Origin of the sequence: Micromonospora sp. 067-2, assembly GCF_046549295.1 — a bacterium.
GTDB lineage: Bacteria > Actinomycetota > Actinomycetes > Mycobacteriales > Micromonosporaceae > Micromonospora.
Window position 1 is genome coordinate 426,451 of record NZ_JAJPWB010000002.1, and the last position, 17,517, is coordinate 443,967.

At 74.0% G+C, this 17,517-nt stretch carries 18 protein-coding genes, 1 tRNA gene and 2 pseudogenes; 6 read left to right on the forward strand and 15 right to left on the reverse strand.

What is annotated here, in order from left to right; all coding sequences use genetic code 11:
• Positions 1-345: 345 nt before the first annotated feature.
• From ACLJN9_RS05565 to ACLJN9_RS05590, 6 genes are all read right to left on the reverse strand, one after another.
• Positions 346-419, reverse strand: a tRNA-Ala gene (locus ACLJN9_RS05565).
• A 240-nt stretch (positions 420-659) separates the two neighbouring features.
• Positions 660-1,436: a hypothetical protein gene (locus ACLJN9_RS05570; protein ID WP_410809986.1), complete on the reverse strand. Its 777-nt coding sequence runs from the start codon at positions 1,434-1,436 to the stop codon at positions 660-662.
• 184 nt (positions 1,437-1,620) lie between these two features.
• Positions 1,621-2,271: a GNAT family N-acetyltransferase gene (locus ACLJN9_RS05575; protein ID WP_410809987.1), complete on the reverse strand. Its 651-nt coding sequence runs from the start codon at positions 2,269-2,271 to the stop codon at positions 1,621-1,623.
• A gap of 106 nt (positions 2,272-2,377) precedes the next feature.
• Complete coding sequence (gene glp / locus ACLJN9_RS05580; RefSeq protein WP_410809988.1) at positions 2,378-3,691, reverse strand: gephyrin-like molybdotransferase Glp; 1,314 nt, start codon at positions 3,689-3,691, stop codon at positions 2,378-2,380.
• Positions 3,688-4,644 (reverse strand): UTP--glucose-1-phosphate uridylyltransferase, encoded by a 957-nt coding sequence (locus ACLJN9_RS05585; RefSeq protein WP_410809989.1) that lies wholly within the window; start codon positions 4,642-4,644, stop codon positions 3,688-3,690. Before ACLJN9_RS05585 ends, glp begins: the two co-directional genes overlap by 4 nt.
• 9 nt (positions 4,645-4,653) lie before the next feature.
• Positions 4,654-7,005, reverse strand: a complete 2,352-nt coding sequence (locus ACLJN9_RS05590) for a diguanylate cyclase (protein ID WP_410809990.1) — start codon at positions 7,003-7,005, stop codon at positions 4,654-4,656.
• Positions 7,006-7,090: 85 nt separating this feature from the next.
• On the opposite strand from ACLJN9_RS05590, the gene ACLJN9_RS05595 reads away from it, so the two are divergent.
• Positions 7,091-7,768, forward strand: coding sequence for a 5-formyltetrahydrofolate cyclo-ligase (locus ACLJN9_RS05595; protein WP_410809991.1), 678 nt, complete (start codon positions 7,091-7,093; stop codon positions 7,766-7,768).
• Positions 7,765-7,971: pseudogene (locus ACLJN9_RS05600) on the forward strand (FmdB family zinc ribbon protein); the annotation flags it as partial. The gene ACLJN9_RS05595 and the pseudogene ACLJN9_RS05600, both read left to right, overlap by 4 nt.
• A gap of 14 nt (positions 7,972-7,985) precedes the next feature.
• Here the strand turns inward: ACLJN9_RS05600 and ACLJN9_RS05605 are convergent.
• A complete protein-coding gene (locus ACLJN9_RS05605) occupies positions 7,986-8,288 on the reverse strand; it encodes a hypothetical protein (RefSeq protein WP_410810217.1) in 303 nt (100 codons plus the stop codon).
• Positions 8,289-8,440: 152 nt separating this feature from the next.
• On the opposite strand from ACLJN9_RS05605, the gene ACLJN9_RS05610 reads away from it, so the two are divergent.
• Positions 8,441-9,040 (forward strand): flagellar biosynthesis protein FlgA, encoded by a 600-nt coding sequence (locus ACLJN9_RS05610; protein ID WP_410809992.1) that lies wholly within the window; start codon positions 8,441-8,443, stop codon positions 9,038-9,040.
• 64 nt (positions 9,041-9,104) lie between these two features.
• Here ACLJN9_RS05610 and ACLJN9_RS05615 read toward each other — a convergent pair whose 3' ends face one another.
• Positions 9,105-9,287 (reverse strand): hypothetical protein, encoded by a 183-nt coding sequence (locus ACLJN9_RS05615; protein WP_410809993.1) that lies wholly within the window; start codon positions 9,285-9,287, stop codon positions 9,105-9,107.
• Positions 9,288-9,391: 104 nt separating this feature from the next.
• Here ACLJN9_RS05615 and ACLJN9_RS05620 point away from each other — a divergent pair, with 104 nt between their 5' ends.
• On the forward strand, positions 9,392-9,751 hold the full coding sequence (locus tag ACLJN9_RS05620; RefSeq protein ID WP_410809994.1) for a hypothetical protein: 360 nt from the start codon (positions 9,392-9,394) through the stop codon (positions 9,749-9,751).
• Positions 9,752-9,770: 19 nt separating this feature from the next.
• Here ACLJN9_RS05620 and ACLJN9_RS05625 read toward each other — a convergent pair whose 3' ends face one another.
• Positions 9,771-10,253, reverse strand: a complete 483-nt coding sequence (locus ACLJN9_RS05625) for a DUF2231 domain-containing protein (protein ID WP_410810206.1) — start codon at positions 10,251-10,253, stop codon at positions 9,771-9,773.
• Between the two features lie 204 nt (positions 10,254-10,457).
• Between ACLJN9_RS05625 and ACLJN9_RS05630 the strand changes: the two are divergent.
• Both ACLJN9_RS05630 and ACLJN9_RS05635 read left to right on the forward strand, forming a co-directional pair.
• Positions 10,458-10,887 (forward strand): annotated as a pseudogene (locus tag ACLJN9_RS05630) (Fur family transcriptional regulator).
• A gap of 59 nt (positions 10,888-10,946) precedes the next feature.
• Positions 10,947-11,807 carry an oxygenase MpaB family protein gene (locus tag ACLJN9_RS05635; RefSeq protein WP_410809995.1) on the forward strand — a complete coding sequence of 287 codons (861 nt, stop codon included), beginning with the start codon at positions 10,947-10,949 and terminating at the stop codon, positions 11,805-11,807.
• Positions 11,808-11,923: 116 nt separating this feature from the next.
• Here ACLJN9_RS05635 and ACLJN9_RS05640 read toward each other — a convergent pair whose 3' ends face one another.
• The 6 genes from ACLJN9_RS05640 to ACLJN9_RS05665 form a co-directional block, all read right to left on the reverse strand.
• Positions 11,924-12,874 (reverse strand): RecB family exonuclease, encoded by a 951-nt coding sequence (locus ACLJN9_RS05640; protein ID WP_410809996.1) that lies wholly within the window; start codon positions 12,872-12,874, stop codon positions 11,924-11,926.
• A 14-nt stretch (positions 12,875-12,888) separates the two neighbouring features.
• Complete coding sequence (locus ACLJN9_RS05645) at positions 12,889-13,503, reverse strand: MarC family protein (RefSeq protein WP_410809997.1); 615 nt, start codon at positions 13,501-13,503, stop codon at positions 12,889-12,891.
• A gap of 40 nt (positions 13,504-13,543) precedes the next feature.
• The gene (locus ACLJN9_RS05650; protein WP_410809998.1) at positions 13,544-14,416 is read right to left on the reverse strand and encodes a PHP domain-containing protein; all 873 of its coding nucleotides are present in this window, start codon (positions 14,414-14,416) and stop codon (positions 13,544-13,546) included.
• 67 nt (positions 14,417-14,483) lie between these two features.
• Complete coding sequence (locus ACLJN9_RS05655; protein WP_410809999.1) at positions 14,484-15,680, reverse strand: hypothetical protein; 1,197 nt, start codon at positions 15,678-15,680, stop codon at positions 14,484-14,486.
• Positions 15,681-15,736: 56 nt separating this feature from the next.
• Entirely contained in the window at positions 15,737-16,534 is a 798-nt protein-coding gene (locus tag ACLJN9_RS05660) for a SigE family RNA polymerase sigma factor (protein WP_410810000.1), read from the reverse strand.
• Between the two features lie 104 nt (positions 16,535-16,638).
• Positions 16,639-17,514, reverse strand: a complete 876-nt coding sequence (locus ACLJN9_RS05665) for a PH domain-containing protein (RefSeq protein ID WP_410810001.1) — start codon at positions 17,512-17,514, stop codon at positions 16,639-16,641.
• Positions 17,515-17,517: the final 3 nt, after the last annotated feature.

Here is a 17,517-nt window from a genome sequence, read left to right on the forward strand (position 1 = left end):
GGCCGATCTCGCCACCGTCCTGTTAGGACTGCGGAAGCTGCCGCCGCGAGATCGAGTAGAGCATCGACGGGACCCGCTGCGGACAGAAAGCCTGTTCGGACCTGTTCGAGCTTGTTCGGGACAGGCTCCGAGGGGCTCCAACAGCCGGTGATCTGCATCCGCGCGCACCCGGGCAGGGCCGCTCGGACGTACCGGACTTTGGGGAGTTGCGGTTGAGGGACAGGTCGCCGCCGCCTCTGGTTACCTCGTTCTGACGGCCCAGCTCGGATGACTGCCGTGCTTCAGCGACGACGCACAAGATCGAAAAAGGCCGTCCCCGCAAGCGGGGACGGCCTTTGAGATGGGTGGAGCTGAGGGGATTTGAACCCCTGACCCCCTCGATGCGAACGAGGTGCGCTACCAGTCTGCGCCACAGCCCCTCCGCCGGCGGACCGGCTTCGGTCCCACCCGGCTAACACCGGGCGGGCCGGCAGCAAGGCTAACAGGTCGCCGGCCCTCACCGCGAATCCGCCCCCGGCTCGGCGCTCACCCCACTCAGAGATCCACTCGACATCCACGAAATCGGGGCATCAAGGACGCCGCGACACCCCGACCTTCAGGATGCAGAGTCGATCAAGCGCCGGCATCCGATCACGCGCCGAGTACGGCGCGGGAGACGATCAGGCGCCGCGACCGGCCTCGTACGGACGGCCCCGCAATCCACCCGACCGGCGGTACGAGACCGAGCCACCATTCACCGCGGCCGGCAGGTCACCCGGGCGGTCCAGACCCATGGCGGCTCGGCGCACCCCCTCGCGCTGGGCTGCCAGGCGGCGCTGCGCCTCCCGGCGGGCCGCTGCCCGGCGGGCCTGCTCGCGGCGCACCTCGGCCTGCCGGGCGGCCAGCCATGCGGCCTCGCGTGCCCGGGCACGCCGTCGACGTCGGCCGGCCAGGGCTCGACCCCGTAGGTGGACGACGTACGTGGCGAGCAGCAGGAACGTGACCGAGAAGCCGATCCAGAAGCCGGGGCTGACGAGCAGCACCCCGATCAGCTCGACGACGTTGAGCAGGAGGAGGGCGGCGAGCACCCGGCGTCGTCGGTACACGGCGGGGGTGTGCTGCCGGCGGGGCGGCGGGCGGCGGCGGGACCCCTTCGGGGCGGGGGGCACGGCGCGCAGCCGGCCCGAACGGCGGGCGGCGGGCGGCGCGGAGACCGGCGCGGCCAGCACACCGGTAGCCGCGTGTTCACTGAGCGTGATGACCAGGGAGCGCGGCGGGTGGACGGGTCGTCGCCCTGGGACAGTGCGGCGTCGTCGGCGGCGCTGGAGCACCCGCGCCGTCGACTGCGCCCGCTCCGCCACCAGCCGCTCGGTGGCGTCGTACCGGCGGACCAGCGCCGGGGCCAGGGCGAGCAGGCCGGCGGCGGCGAGGACGGCGAGGAGCACCGAGGTCGGCACCCTCACCCCTCCCGTCACCGAATTCGGAGCAACCGCCATCCGACCGCAGGATCTTCCACCGATCGCGCTCGGGTGCGTGGATCGTCCGGACGGGCAGCGCTTGCCGCAGCTTGCAGTTACTTGAGGTTACGGCGCGCCGACCGTGATGCCACCGCGCCGCGCCGATCCCGTACGTGGGACGAGATCAGCGCGCGGTGGCGCGCAGCCGGTGCCAGCGGGCCAGCAGGCCACCCTCGGGGGCGATCTCCTCGCTGGTCATCGCGTATCCGATGTGGTCCCGCCAGGCGCCGTCGATGTGCATGTAGCGCACGTGGTACGACTCCTCGCGGAAGCCCAGCTTCTCCACCACCCGCCGGGACGGCCGGTTCTCCGGACGGATGTTGACCTCCACCCGGTGCAGCCCACCCTGACCAAAGGCGTGGTCCACGGCCAGCGCGAGTGCCGTCGGGATCACCCCCTGGCCGGCGACCCGGGCGTCCACCCAGTAGCCGACGTACCCGGAGCAGAACGCCCGCCGCACGATGCTGCCCACGTTGAGGTGCCCGACCAGCCGGTCCCGGTCGGCCTCACGCAGGCAGACGGCGAACGGCATGCCCTCACCCTCGCGGGCCGAGCGCCGCTGGTCACGGTGCACCCAGCGAAACGCCGTCGGCGAGTTCAGCTCGTCCCAGCCGCCGGGCAGCGACGACTCCCAGGGTGCGAGCCAGGCCCGGTTGGCGCGGCGCACCTCCGACCACGCCGCGGCGTCCGAGCGCCGGTAGGGCCGCAGCAGCACCGGACCGTCGACCAGCACCGCCGGCCAGCCGGGTGCCCGCGCGGGACCGAAGAGACTCACCCGGACAGTCTCCCGCGCGGGACCGGGAGGCGCGCAAGTGGACCCGCGACGTCCCGACGGCCGTACGACGCGGAAGCAGACCGAAAGCGGACGGATCGGGGCATCGTCACCGGCGACGGTCCAGCAGCAGCACGTCCACCGTGGAGCCGGCGGCAGCGGTGGTGACACGCTCGCCGAGCACCAGCAACCCGTTCGCCTCGGCCAGGCCGGACAGGGTGAACGGCCCACCGCTGAGCGGCTGCACCGTGTAACCGCCGCCGCGCCGCTCGGCGACGTGGGCGGGCCGGAACTCGCGCAGCCCACCCGGGGACGACACGGTCTCCAGCAGATGTGCCCGCACGCTGGGCCGGAACACCGGCTCGGCGCCGGCGAGCAGTTGGATGGCCGGCCGGGCCAGCACCTCGAAGCCGATCAGGGCGGCCCCCGGGTCGCCGGGCAGGCAGACCACCGGCACCTCCTCGGCGCCGACCGTGCCGAACCCGAGCGCGGTGCCGGGATAGAGCGCCACGCCGGTGAAGGTGACCGGCCCGGCCCGGCCACCCTCCCGACGGGACAGGATCCGGCGCACCATGTCGCCGGGGCCGGTGCCGGTCCCCCCGGTCGTGATGATCAGGTCAGCGCGCAGGGTCTGGTCCTCCAGCAGCCCACGCAGCCCCTCCGGGTCGTCGTCGCAGATCCCCACCCGGTACGCCAGTGCGCCCACCTCGGCCGCCGCGGCGGTCAGCGCGTGCGAGTTCGCGTCCACCACCTGCCCCGGCTGGCTGCCCCGGCCCACGTCGACCAGTTCGTCGCCGGTGGCCACGATGACCACCCGTGGGCTGGGCCGCACCACCACGTGCCCGATACCGGTGGCGGCGAAGACCGCGACCAGCGCCGGGGAGACGTAGGTGCCCGCCCGGGCCAGCAAGGTGCCGGCCGGCAACTCCTCACCGGCGCGGCGGACCCCGTACCCCCGCTTGGGGGTGCGGAAGATCTCCACGGCGGCCATGCCCTGGTCGGTCCACTCCACCGGCACCACCACGTCGGCGGCGACCGGCAGCGGCGCACCGGCGGCCACCGAGAAGCACGAGCCCGGTGTGAGCCGGACCGGTCGCCAGCTGGCCGCGCCGAGGTCACCGACCACGTTGAGCCGGATGGTCCGGCCGCCGGGCGTGCCGGAGGGGGCCGGGACGTAGCTCGGCCCCCGACCCCCTCCCGAAATGTCCTCCCAGCGGGCCGCGTACCCGTCCACGGCCGCCTGGTCGAAGGCCGGGAAGGCGTGCGGCGCGACCACGTCCTCGGCGAGGACGTTGCCGTGCGCCTGGGTGAGCTCGAGGTCGAGTGGCGGCAGCGCCCGTAACCTGCGCAGCACACTGCCCAGGTAGTCGGCGAGCGGCGTCAACTCGTTCGCGGCCGCCTCGGCGTCGGCCGTCGCGGTCATGTACCAGATCCGCCTGCCGCGTCGGCCTTGACGAAGTCGGCCAGCCAGGAGCGGAACTCGGCGCCGAGATCCTCGCGCTCGGCGGCGATCTGCACCACCGTCTGGAGGTAGCCCAGCGGCATGCCGGTGTCGTAGCGGGTGCCCCGATAGACGATCGCGTGCACCGGGGTGCCCTCGGTACGCAGCAACTCCATCGCGTCGGTCAGCTGGATCTCGCCGCCGCTGCCCGGCTTGGTCCGCCGGATCGCGTCGAAGATCGCGCCCGGCAGCACGTAGCGGCCCAGCACCGCGAGGTTGCTCGGCGCGTCCTCCGGCTGGGGCTTCTCCACCATCCCGGTCACCCTCACGACCTCACCGATGTCGCTCAGCTCCGACTCGGCGGGCTCCACGGAGGCGATGCCGTAGCGCTTGGTCTCGGCCGGGTCGACCTCGAAGAAGGCCAGCACCACGCCTCCGGTGCGGGCCTGCAACTCCAGCATCGCGGGCAGCAGTGGCTCGGACGGCTTGACGAACTCGTCACCGAGCAGCACCGCGAAGGGCTGGTCGCCGACGTGCGACTCGGCGTACCCGACGGCGTGGCCAAGCCCGAGCTGCTCCGGCTGCCGGCGGGTGTAGATCTCAGCCAGCTCGCTGGTCTGGCGCACGGCAGCCAGGATGTCGGGCTTCTCCGCCAGCCTGGTCTCCAGGTCGGGGCGCCGGTCGAAGTGGTCCACCATCGCCGTCTTACCCCGACCGGTGATCAGCAACACGTCAGCGATGCCGGCCTGGGTGGCCTCCTCGACGATGTACTGCAACACCGGCCGGTCCACCACCGGCAACAACTCCTTGGGCACCGCCTTCGTGGCGGGCAGGAACCGGGTCGCCAGTCCGGCGGCCGGGATGACGGCCTTGACCGCCAGGGGACGACCGGTTGCGGCGACCGTCGATGAGGGGTTCGCTGAGTGCTCCGACATGCCGCGAGACTATCGGCCACGACTCTGCCGCGGCGGGTGTGGCCCAGAAGACGCGCCGCCGCCCGACCCCGGCAGGGCGGCATCCGGGCCGGCCGGGGCCGCGTCCACCGCGCTGTCCGCCGGATCACCGGCCGCTTCCGGCCGGGCGTGCGCCGACCCCGCCGACGACGATTCCGGTACGCCCACAGCCGACTCGGACCGGGCGTGCCCGCCCGGCTCCCGGATGACCTGCACGGGCCGGCCGGCGCGCGGCAGCCCGTCGGTCGGGCTCACCGCCCCCGCCGGAACCGGGATCTCCTGCGTCGGCACGTCCGGGCACAACTCGGCGACACGGTAGGTGTCCCGGCCGGCGGCCTTGGCGGCGTAGAGCGCGTCGTCGGCGGCTTCCAGCACCTCCCGCCCGGTGCTGCCGTGGTCCGGAAAGACGGCGATGCCCACCGACACGGTCACCACGATCGGGCCCGCGTACGCCTCGACGGCGATCGGCGTCTCCCGCACCGCCGCCCCCAACCGTTCCGCCACGATCGCGGCGCCCCGGGCGTCGGTCTCCGGCAGGAGCAGCACGAACTCCTCGCCGCCCTGCCGGAAGGCCAGGTCCACCTCGCGGATCTCGCCGCGCATCCGCCGGGCGAACTCGGCCAGCACGGTGTCCCCCGCCGCGTGCCCGTACGTGTCGTTGACGTCCTTGAACCGGTCCAGGTCCAGGGCGAGGACGCTGAGCATCCGACCGAACCGGCTGGCCCGCTCCACCTCCCGCCGGATCGACTCGCGCAGGTACCGGTAGTTCCACAGCCCGGTGAGCGGGTCGGTGAGCGAGAGTCGCTGCGCCTCCTCGTGCACCCGTACGTTGTCCACCGCCACCGCCGCGTGCCCGGCGAAGGTGCGCAGGGTGACCAGGTCGTCGTCGTCGAACTCGTCGGCGCCCAGCCGGTCGTAGAGGGCCAGCACGCCGAGCGCCGCCGCCGGAGCGCTGCCCTCCTCGGTGGTGCCCGGGGCAGTGCCGACCGGCCCGACGGGACCGCCCGGGGTGGCGTTGGCGCCGCCACCAGGTGCGGCGAACGGGACCGCCACGTACGTGCGGCAGCGCGGTTCACCCGTCGTCGCGTCGATCGGCTCCCGCCCCCGCTGCGGCTCCCCGGTGGCGGCCACCGCGCCGACCACGCCGTCGCCGACCGGAACCCGCAGCTCCGGTGGCCCGTCCGGGTCCCCCTCCGGTACGCGCCCTTCCAGCCCTTCGGTGCACTGCGCGACGAGGACGCCACCGGCCTCCACCAGCAGCACCGCCCCGGCCCGCGCACCGGTTGCCGCGATCGCGCTGTGCAGGATCACCCGCAGGATGCGCTGCAGGTCGTGTGTGCTGGCCAGGGTGTCGCCGAGCACCGCGAGGTGCCCACGTAGCTGGTCCCTGCTACTGGTCAGCGCCGCGACGTACGACCCGGTCTCCCGGGTCATCCGGTTGAACGCGGCGGCCAGCCGGCCCACCTCGTCGCGACTGCGCACCGGCACCCGGGCGGTGAGGTCGCCCTGCGCCACCCGGTCCACCGCGCCAGCCAGCTCCACCAGAGGCCGGGTGGTCACCCGGGCCAACCGCCACGCCGTGAGTACGGCGAGCAGCCCGGCCAGCACGACCACCCCGGCCAGCGTGGCGCGCAGTCCTCGTGGCCGTTCGCTGGGCACCGAGAGCACCAGCGGCAGCGGCTGCCCGACCGACGGGCCGATCCTCCGCACGTACCGGCCCTCGCTGGTCTCGGTGACCCGCGCGCTGTCGACCGTGCCGGCGGCGGCCAGCACCGCGTCCCGTACCTCGCGTGTCTCGGTGGTGTGGGTGACCCGTGCGGCGCTCGCACCGCCGTCGAGCAGGGTGACCGCCACCCCCGTCACCGCCGCGAGACGGGCCACGAAGGCCGGGTCGACCAGCTGCACGGCCACCACCGTGCCCAGCGGGGCGCCGGCCGGGTCGCGCCTGTCGACCCGGGCCGCCAGCGCGCGGACCGGGCCGGGTGCGGCCGCGGCAGGGCCGGCGCAGTCTCCCCACGGGGTCGACGGCGCGCCGGGCGAGGCGTAGCTGACCCGGCCGGACCTGTCGGTGATCTGCACCCCGGCGGCCAACCCACGGCCGACCAGCTGGGCGGCTGCGCCGGCCGGGTCGGGCGTGAGCGCCACCGCGTCGGCCGTGGCCCGCAACTGCTGGCAGAGCGCGTCGACCGAGGTGCGCACGGTGGACGCTGCCACCGCCAGACGCTCGGTGGAGCGGCTGCGGTCGACGGCGGTGACGATGGAGGCGACGAAGAACGCGCCGAGCAGGACGGGGCCGAGCACCACCACGAGGAAGGCTGCCGTCAACCGCCCGCGTAGCGTCACTCGGTCCCCCCGGAAGTTCCGCCTCCGTTGCTTGCGATGCTGACACAGTGCAACCGCGGGAGAGGCGTTGCGTCAGGAGTGTTGCGTGCCGGATTTTTCTGGTGAAGCCGAAGTGACAGGTGTGGCCAAGCGGAACACCCGCGCTGAGCTGCTCGCCCGCCGTCGGGCGCTGACCGGCCCGGCCCGGGCCGCCGCCGCCGGGCGCGTCCAGGCCGAGCTGGTCGCTCTGGTACGCCGGCTGCGCCCGAGCCGGATGACGGCGTACGTGCCGGTCGGCTCCGAACCGGGCGGGCCCGACCTGCCGGAGGTGCTGCGGGCGGCGCTACCGGCCGGCGCCGAACTGCTGCTGCCGGTGCTCCGCGCCGACCTGGACCTGGACTGGGCGGCCTATGCCGGGCCGGCCGCTCTGGTCGCTGCCGGCCGGGGCATCCGGGAGCCCGCCGGGGCGCGACTGGGGGTGGCCGCGGTGGCCGGCGCGGAACTGGTGGTGCTGCCGGCTCTGGCGGTCGACCGGCACGGCCGGCGACTGGGCCGAGGCGGCGGCTCGTACGACAGGGCGCTGGCACGAGTGCCCACCGCGACGTTGACCGTGGTCCCGCTGCACGACGGCGAGCTGGTCGAGGCGTTGCCCGTCGAGCCCCACGATCGCCCGGTCCGCGCGGTCGTCACTCCCGCCGACGGGGTGCGTACGCTTGACGGCGGCCCGGGTGCGGCGCATGGTGTCGCGCCCCACACGTCTGCTGGACGAACCCGGGGCGAATGACGCACGATTGGCACTCGAACAGGTCGAGTGCCAACTGGCCGAGTCCAGATCCGGAGGAGAACGTGCCTACGTACCAGTACGCCTGCACCGCGTGCGGTCACCAGCTCGAGGCGGTGCAGTCCTTCTCTGACGAGCCGTTGACCGAGTGCCCGACGTGTCAGGGGCGGCTGCGCAAGGTCTTCAACTCGGTCGGCATCGTCTTCAAGGGCTCCGGCTTCTATCGCACCGACTCCCGGGCCTCCACCGCCGAGACGACGGCCGCCGGCACGGCGGGCAAGCCGGCCAAGTCCGAGTCGTCCTCGGGTGGCGACTCCGGGTCGTCCTCGGGCGCGTCGTCCGGGTCGTCCTCGGGCTCGTCGTCCGGTTCCTCCTCGTCGTCCGGGTCGTCCTCGTCCGGGTCGTCGTCGTCCGGGTCGTCCTCGTCCGGGTCGTCGTCGAGCGGGGGGTCGAGCGGCGGCAAGGCTCCGGCGGCCAGCTCCACCTCCTGACCAACCGCTGGCAGACCCGTCGGTCGCGGCACACCCTCTTAGCAGGTCCGGCCGGCACGTGGGCGTTCGTCCACAGGCCGGCCGGTTTTCCACAGGCGCCGACGGACTGCCCGCTGAGCGGGCACCGAACGGCCTAACCTGCCGCCGAAGGGGTGTCGCTGCGGCGCCCGGACGGGAGGCGCAGATGGCGACCGGTGATCCAGACTCCGCGCGGGCGTTGCGTCCGCTGCGCCGGCTCGCCCTGCCGGGCGGGCGCACCCTGTTCCGGGCCGGCCTGGTCGCCGCGTTGCTCGGCCTCGCCGCCGCCGTCCTGTACACCCCGACCGCCTGCCCACCCACCACCGCCGCACGGTCCCCGAGGGCCGGCGCGGACGGCTCGGCCGACGGCGGCCAGAGGGTCGACGGAAGCGGGCCGACTGACGCGAACGGCGCGGTCGACGGTCCGCGGCCCACCGCGACGAGTGCAGCAGCCGACGGCGCGCGAGCCACAGCCGGGCCCCTACCGCTGCCCAGCGGCTCGGTGGGGGTGCCGGTCCGGCTGGCCGAGCCGGCCGCGCTGGCCGTGGTCCGCCCCGGGGCACGGGTCGACCTCCTGGCCGCACCCCCTGGTGGGGCGGGCGCCGACGCAACCCTGCTCGCCCCCGCAGCGCTCGTCCTGGACGTGCTGGGTGCCGGGGCGAGCGACGGGTCCGCGGCGCTCTACCTGGCGTTGCGCCCCGACCAGGCGCACCGTGCGGTCGGGCTACCCGAGGGAAGCCGTTTCGCCATCGTCGTCCGCGGCTGACCGAGGGGACTCGCCTGGACACCGCAGCAGCCGACCTGGCTGGCGCGGCCCGGCGACGGGTCGGTCAGTCCCAGTGTGGGGGGCGTTCGGCGAGCAGCCAGTCGTCGTTGCCGCCGGGCCGCTCGCCCCAGCCCTGGTCGGTGTCGTCAGCGGTCTGCTCGGGCAGCACCACGAAGTCTTCGCTCAGGTCGACGGTGCGGTCCTCGTCGCCGCGCGCGCCCTGCGTGCCGGGGTCCTCGGTGCTCACGAGCGGCAAGACTAGCGCAGCCGACGCCAGCGGACCGGTCGCGGACGATGGCGTGCCGGCCAGAAGCGACCGGACCGCCGACCACGTTGGTAGCGTCGGACGACGTGACGACCCCCAGCGTTGGCAGCACCCCGGACGACTACTGGAAACGGCCCACCGTCGACGGGGACGCAGCGGCCGCCCAACCGCCCACCGGGGACGCAGCGGCCCAACCGCCCGCCGCATCCGGACCCGCCCCGGCGAGCGCGTACGCCGGCCCGCCGCCGAGCACGCCGCCGCCGGCGGGATGGCGTCCACCCGTACACCTGGAGCCGGCGGCGCCCCGGCGGCTACCGCCGCAGGACATGGCCGACCTGGACGCGGCCGAGCAGCGCTCGCAGCGGGTCACCTACGGCTTCGGCGCGGCAGCCGGCGTGGTGCTCGTGGTGCTGGTCTGCCTGCTCTGCGCGCGGGTCATCTTCTGACCCACGCCATCTTCGCCGCTCAGAGGGTGGTGCCCCAGACCGCCTCCGCACCGGAGTGGCCGGTCAGATAGACGTAGACCAGTGCGGCGATGGACAGCGCGACGGCCGCCACCGCCAGCACCGGGATCACCAACGCCGGCAGCCGCGGCACCCGGGGGTGTCCGCTGGTCGCCACCAGCAGCAGGATCGCCACGATCCCGAGCGCCACCACGATCCGGAACAGGATGTCGCCGTACCGGGAGTGCTCGAAGATCTGGTCGAGGATCTTGCCCTGGAAACCCCTGGCGACCAGCGCATCGGTGAACGCCTCACCCGACTGGACGGCCAGAAAGGCGGTCAGCGGCGCGGCCACGGCGAGGAGGCCCAACGCCCAGTCCAGCCGGTGCCGCCAGCGCGGCAGCCCCACGTACGCGATGGCCACCGCGGCGAGCAGCGGCACGAACACGACCACCGCATGGATCACCAGGACGTGTGCCGGTAGACCCAGGATCTCCTCGAACATCGACGCCTCCAGGTGGATCGCGGTCACGGGATCGCCAGCCTACGGTCCGGCGGATCGTCCCCAGGCTCTCGACCGGACACACGTGCGCTGCCCCGATCAGGTTCACCGCGACCCGATCTGGCCACCGCGCCCGTCGGCTGTGTCCGTGGCCACCCCGACCGGACGTCGGTTGTCGGCGCTGGTCGCACAGGCTGTCATTGGCGCATGTCCGCTGCCGAGGAGCTGCTGCGATCGAGAGGCCTGCGCGTCACCCGACCGCGCCTCGCGGTCCTCGACGTGCTGGCCGGCGGTGGCCACCTGGAGGTCGACGAGATCACCCGGCAGGTCCCGCGAACGCCTCGACTCGGTCTCCACCCAGGCGGTCTACGACGTGCTGGGGGCGCTGTCCCGGGCCGGGCTGTCCCGCCGGATCGAGCCGGCCGGCAGTCCCGCCCGCTACGAGGCGCGTGCCGGCGACAACCACCACCACGTGGTCTGCCGGGGCTGCGGCGAGATCTCCGACATCGACTGCACGGTGGGCAGCGCCCCCTGTCTGGAGCCGAACGTCGCGCACGGCTTCGAGGTGGACGAGGCGGAAGTGACCTTCTGGGGTCTCTGCCCGAGCTGCCAGGCCCGCCGCTCCGCCGACAGCTGACCTGCCGCGCCGCCGGAAGCCGAGCGGCGAGGAGGGCCGGGCCGTGGCACTCTTGGGCGGTGGACTCCGATGACCTCGGTCTCTTCGGTCCCGGGTCGGTCACGTGGAAGGTGCACGAGGAGCCGATCCTGATCGTCGCCGGCCTGCGCTCGCTCTACCTTCAGGCGTTGCACCCCCGCGCGATGGCCGGGGTCGCGCAGAACAGCAACTACCGCACCGATGCCTGGGGCCGCCTGGTCCGCACCGCCACCTATGTGGCAACCACCGTGTACGGGACGACCGCCGAGGCGGAGGAGGCCGGAGCGCGGCTGCGCCGGCTGCACGCCCGGTTGCGGGCCACCGACCGGCTCACCGGCGAGGAGTTCCGGATCGACGAGCCGGACCTGCTGCGCTGGGTGCACGTCACCGAGGTCGAGTCGTTCCTCAGCACGGCCCGACGGGCCGGCCTGCCACTCACCGACGACGAGGTGGACGGCTACTACACCGAGCAACGCCGCTCCGCCGAGCTGGTCGGGCTGGACCCGTCCACCGTCCCCGGCACCGCCGCGGAGGTGGCGGCGTACTACCGCACCGTACGGCCGGAGCTGCGGATGACCCGGGAGGCCGCCGAGACCGCGCTCTTCCTCACCGCGCCGCCGCTGCCGTGGAAGCTCAGCCTGCCGGCGCGGCTGGGGCTCACCCTCGGGCCGCCGCGCTGGGTGTACCTGGGGATCGCCGGGACCGCGCTCGGGCTGCTGCCGGCCTGGGCCCGCCGGATGTACGGCGGCCTGGGGCTGCCCACCACCGCCCTGACGGCGGACCTGAGCGTACGTGCGCTGCGGCTGGCGCTCGGCGCGGTGCCCCGCCGCTATCTCGAGGGGCCGTTGCTGCAGGCCGCCAAAGAACGGGCCGAACGGCTCGTCGCCCCGCTGGCCGGCTGACCGGACCGCCGGCCGGCTGAACGGACCGCCGGCCGGCTGAACGGACCGCCGCCGCGAGGTCGGCGAACTGGCCCGGCTGCCTGGCGAGCACGAGGCCGCCCGAGGGTTGGCCGCGGTCAGCCGTCGGCGGGACGGTCCATGGCCGCCCACGGCGCCTTAGCTGGCGTCTGCGCGCCGGTCGGGCAGTGGCGCCGGAAGTCGCACCAGCCGCAACGGGCGCCGGGCGCCACCGGGAACGCCTCATCCGCGTCGCCGCCGTCGGCGACCGCCCGCTCGGCCGCCATGATGTCGCGGGCCGTCTCCTCGGCCCGGGTCAGCTGGCGGCCCAGCGACTCGACGGTGTGGTCGTGGGCGGCGACGGTGCCGGTCGGCAGGTGGTGCAGCTCCACCCGTCGGCACGGTCGGCGGAACACCCGCTCGGCCGCGTACGCGTAGAGCGCCAGCGCCTGCGACCCGCGGGCGTCGTCCGTGTCCAGCCCGGTGCGGCCGGTCTTGTAGTCGACGATGACCAGCTCCGGGCCTTCGGGCCCGGAACGGGAGTCGATGCGGTCGGCCCGGCCGTTGAACGCCAGCACGGCGGTCTTGACGGCCACCACCCGCTCCACGCCGAGCGGGTCGGCGTCCGGCTCCAGCGTCTCGACGTATGCCTCGAGCCAGCCCAGCGCCCGCCGGTAGGCGGCCCGCTCCTGCTCGTCGTCGCGGTAGCCCTCGCGGACCCAGGTGCCCTTGAGCAGGGCGGCCAGCGCCTCGGGACGGCGCCGCCCGGCGGGCAGCGCATACCAGTTCTTCAGAGCGGTGTGCACGCTGGCGCCGAGCGAGTTGTGCGCCCACGGCGGGCCCTTGGGCGGGGTCGGCCGGTCGACGTAGGAGTAGCGGTAGCGGCGCGGGCAGTCCGCGTACGCGCCGAGCTTGCTCGGGGTGCAGACGAAGAGCCGTTCCGGCATGCCCTCGAACCCGAGCTGCTCGGCGCCACCCGCACGCTGTTGAGGGGCCCGGCCGCCAGCGGCTGGGCGTCCGGCTGAGGAGGCTCGTCGCACACCTGCGATCCTGCCATCCACCCCCGACATCACGGGTGACCCGGTCAGGTCATGTTCACGTACTGCGTGACGAAGGCGGCCACCGCGTCGGCGATGAGCTGCACGGCGATCGCGGCCAGCAGCAGGCCGGCGATCCGGGTCAGCACCTCGATCCCTCCGGGTCGCAGGATCTTCACGATGCCGCCGGAGAAGCGCAGCACGATCCAGACCGCGACCATCACGGCGAGGATGGCCACGGCGATGGCGACGTGGTCGCCGAACCCGTCGGCCTGCTGGACGAAGAGCATGGTCGCCACGATGGCGCCCGGCCCGGCCAGCAGCGGGGTGCCCAGCGGCACCAGCGCGATGTTCGAGGTGGCGTCCTGGCTCGGGCCGTCGGTCTTGCCGGTCAGCAGCTCCAGGGCGACCAGCACGAGCAGCAGCCCGCCGGCCGCCTGCAGGGCCGGCAGGTCCACGTGCAGGTAGTCGAGGAGGGTCTGCCCGGCCACCGCGAAGACCACGATCACGCCGAGCGCCAGCGCCACCGCCTGCCAGGCCGCACGGTTGCGGTCCCGAGCCGGCAGCGGGCCGGTCAGCGCGAGGAAGATCGGCACCATGCCCGGCGGGTCGGTGATCACCAGCAGGGTCACGAAAACCTCGCCGAACAGCTTCAGATCCACGTGATCAACCTAGCCGCGCGGCTGTCGGCCGAAACGGGGATCAGCCCGAAGCGACCTCGGTCACTCCGGCGGCGACAATCCGCTCGTACGCCTCGACGCTGGTGCCGAACGCGCCGAGCTGGACGGTCTTGTGGGTGCCGTGGAAGTCCGAAGAGCCGGTGACCAGCAGGCCCAGCTCGGCGGCGAGCGCCCGTACGTGCGCCTGCTCGGCCGGGCTGTGGTCCTCGTGGTCGGCCTCCAGGCCGGCCAACCCGGCGGCGGCCAGCTCGGCGATCACCTCGTCGGGCACCACCCGACCGCGTCGCGTGGCGCGTGGATGGGCGAAGACCGGCACCCCGCCGGCGTCCCGGACCAACCGGATCGCCCGGAACACGTCGATGTCCTCCTTGGGCAGCCGGTACCGCTCGCCCAGCCAGTCCGGGCCGAACGCCTCGCGGGTGCTGCCGACCAGGCCGGCCCGGATCAGCGCCTGCGCGATGTGCGGCCGCCCCACCGTGCCACCGCCCGCGCCGGCCAGGATTTCCGGCCAGCTCACGTCGATCCCGTCGGCGCGCAGCAGCGTGACGATCCGCTCGCCGCGTTCCTCGCGGGCGGTCCGCACCCGGGCCAGCTCGGCGACCAGCTCGGGGTGGTCGGCGTCGAACAGGTACGCCAGCAGGTGCAGCGGCACCGGCGGCTGCGTACCGGACCAGCGGCAGGACAGTTCGGCGCCCCGGATCAGGCGCAGACCGGGCGGCAGCGCCCGCACGGCGGGCTCCCACCCGGCGGTGGTGTCGTGGTCGGTGATCGCCAGCACGTCCAGCTCGGCCTGTGCAGCAGCATGAACCAGCTCTGTCGGGCTCAGCGTGCCATCACTGGCCGTGGAGTGGGTGTGCAGGTCGATCCGCGGGGAGGAGCCGGTACGCGAGGTCACCTCTCGACGCTATCGAGGACCACGGACCCGTACGCGCCAAGGCCCACGCGGGCGTGACCGCTGGCGGTCAGCTGGTCACCAGGACCAGCCGGTCGCTGGGCCGCACGCCGGGCACCGAGACAGGTTCGGCCCACTTTCCGGCCCGTACCCGGTCGACGTTGACCCGGACCAGCTCGCCGGCGTCGTCCACGTAGGTGGCGTCCGAGTCGGTCGTCCAGGCGATCTCGCCGGTCATCGGCGGCCCGGCCGGCACGGCGGTCAGGCCCGCCCCGAGCTTGCGCAGGTCGACCAGCAGGGATTTGCGGGCCTTACCCGCCCCGCCGTTCACCAGCAGCCATCGGCCGTCGGCGGAGACCCCACCGGTGCCGTCCTGGCTCAGCTCCGGGCCGCAGCCGGTGCGGACCGGCTTCAGCTCACGCTTCGGGTCGAGCACGGCCAGGCAGGTCTTGACCTGGTCGGCCGTGGTCACCTGACCGAGGAGCCGTCCGTCCGGCAGCGTGCCGTAGACGTTCAACGTGCTCCGGTCGGTGCCCGTGCCCAGTTCGCCGCCCGGCCGCCACAGGCTGTGACCCGCGCCGTCCGGATCGAGGCGGACCAGCACGTTGTCGCCGACGAACCGGACCGGCTCCGCGTCGCTCGGCACCGGGATGCGCACCAGCCCGATGAGCTGCGTGCCGATCACTGCCGCCGCCAGCAGGCCGGTGCCGTCCCTCCAGGCCACCTGGCGACCGTCGGGTGCCACGACGATCGGCCCCGCACCCGCCAGCAGCACCTGCACCAGCCCGTCGCGCTGCGCGACCCAGAGGGATCGGCCGGCGGCCGTCGGCGCGCCGACCACCAGCCAGCCGCCGCCGCCGGGCAGCAGGTGGACGCGCTCGGCCGGCCCGACACCGGGAAGGTCCAGCCGCACACCGTTCACGCCGATCAGCGTCGCGCCGGCGAGCACGTCCACGGGCGTTCCGGGCGTGGGCGGAGCGGCGGACGCCGCGGGCGAGGGAGTCGACAGGGCCGATCGGCCCGGATCACCGATCACGACGATGGGCTCGCCCTGCCTGCCGGAGCCGTCGCCGAAACGAGCCACGCCGGTGCTGACCAGCACGGTGGCGACCGCCGCGAGGGCGAGGCCGGCAGCCGTCCGCCTGCGCCGGATCCGCTTCGCCCGACGGATGGCCTGGCCGGCCGGGTCGGCGCTCAGGGGGCGGGCGACGGCGACCTGGTGCGAGAGGGTGTCCCGCACCGCCCCTGCCAGCTCGTCACGTCGCACCTGGTAAGGACGCGGCGGGTGGCCCGTCGGGTTGTCGGGCCGGCCCGGGAATGCCTTCACCGCTGCTCGCCGGAGCCGGTGCCGACCGGCACGGCCGCCGGGGCTGCGGACAGCTCGACCGGCGGTCCGCCCGGTTGGGGCGCTGCCCGGCGTGGCGCCGCCCGGACGGGGGCGGGGCGGGGTCGACCGGCAGCCGTGGCGCCGGAGGCAGGGGTCGACCCGGTCGAGGTGCCCGCGTTGCCGGTCCGGGCGGGGCCCGCAGCGGTGACACGGCGATCGGCGGCCGTACGGCGCTGGCCCGCGGTACGGCGATCGGCGGCCGCACGGCCTTCGGCGGTGGGCTCGGCGGCGAGGTCCGGCGCGTCGGGGCCCATCCGTTTCCGAAGCGTGGACAGCGCCCGGGATGCCTGGCTCTTCACCGTGCCCGGCGAGATGTCCAACATCGCGGCGGTCTGCGCTTCCGACATGTCCTCGTAGTAGCGCAGCACCAGCACCGCCCGCTGCCGGACGGGCAGCTCCCTGAGGTGCCGCCAGAGCAGGTCGCGGTCCAGGTGTTGGGCGATCTCGTCGACACCGGCCCGCTCGGGCAGCACCTCGGTGGGGCGTTCACCGTGCCAGCGACGTCGCCACCAGCTCGTCGATGTGTTGACCATCACGCGTCGGGCGTACGGCTCGACAGCCTCGATCCCGCCGAGCCGCTTCCACGCCAGGTAGGTCTTGGTCAGGGCCGTCTGGAGCAGGTCTTCGGCCGTGGCCCAGTCGCCGGCGAGGAGGTACGCGGTCCGCAGCAGAGCGGCGGAGCGAGCCGCGACGAAGTCGCGGAACTCTTCCTCCAACGGGTCCCTGCTCGCCACCACCGCACCTCCGCACCCCAGCCGTCCTGGCAGGGTGCCACGTCAGAGGCACTCCGGTCCATGACGGAAGGTGCGCACTTGCTCCGATGTTCGGACGAAAAGTTTCACGCCCCGTCGTCGGCCTTGGCCTCGTCGGCCTCCTTGCCCAGCCGGGCCTCGACCGCCTGCGGCTCGTACATCTCCTCGACGACTCGCAGGTAGAGCTCGTTCGGGTTGGGCAGGTTCTTGACCTCGCGCAGCGCCTGCTCCTGGCCGGCGGACTCCAGCACGAACGTGCCGTAGTTGAGCGCCCGGCCCGTCGGCGTCTGCTCGTACTTCATGTCGGTGACCCGCACCAGCGGCATCATGGCGACGCGGCGGGTGATGATGCCGTTGACCACCATGACCCGCTTGTTGGTCAGGATGAACCGGTCGTACCACCAGTCGGCGATCTTCCAGGCCACCCAGCCCATCACCGCGAACCAGAGCAGCACCGCGACGGTGGTCAGCGCGCCCACGTCCTGCCCGGCGAGGAAGCCGGAGAGGTAGCCGAGCACGAAGGTCGCCGCGATGCCGATCAACAGCGGGGTGGTGAGGTGGATCCAGTGCCGCTTCCACTCACCCCGGTAGCGCTCGGTGGGGAAGAGGTAGCGGGCGACCAGGGAGCTGGGCTCGTCCTCCAGCGGCAGCACCCGGCGGGGCGCCGCTCCGGTGGCGTCGGCGCGCAGCCCGGCCAGCTCGTCCTCGGAGATCTGCGGAGGCTGGTAGGCGGCCTCCGGATCACGGATCCAAGCTCGACCCGAACGACCCTCACCGGCATAGCCGGGCCCGTCGCCGTAACCGACGTCGTCCGATAGGGACGGACCGTCGGACAGGCCGGCTCCGGCCCCGTAGCCCGGGCCGTCGTCGGGCCCGATCCGCGGGATCGGTTCGGTGTCGCGTTCCCGGCGGGCCCGGTCGGGGTCGTCCGGGTCGAAGGGTGGACCGGAGGGGCTGCCCATCGA

What these genes read in the sequence shown, in the direction of transcription:
- ACLJN9_RS05625 (WP_410810206.1), bottom strand. Translation starts at nt 10,253, where the DNA reads ATGTTCGAGGAGATCCTGGGTCTACCGGCACACGTCCTGGTGATCCAT.
- ACLJN9_RS05640 (WP_410809996.1), bottom strand. Translation starts at nt 12,874, where the DNA reads ATGTCGGGGGTGGATGGCAGGATCGCAGGTGTGCGACGAGCCTCCTCA.
- ACLJN9_RS05665 (WP_410810001.1), bottom strand. Translation starts at nt 17,514, where the DNA reads ATGGGCAGCCCCTCCGGTCCACCCTTCGACCCGGACGACCCCGACCGG.
- ACLJN9_RS05585 (WP_410809989.1), bottom strand. Translation starts at nt 4,644, where the DNA reads ATGTCGGAGCACTCAGCGAACCCCTCATCGACGGTCGCCGCAACCGGT.
- ACLJN9_RS05610 (WP_410809992.1), top strand. Translation starts at nt 8,441, where the DNA reads ATGGCGACCGGTGATCCAGACTCCGCGCGGGCGTTGCGTCCGCTGCGC.
- glp (WP_410809988.1), bottom strand. Translation starts at nt 3,691, where the DNA reads ATGACCGCGACGGCCGACGCCGAGGCGGCCGCGAACGAGTTGACGCCG.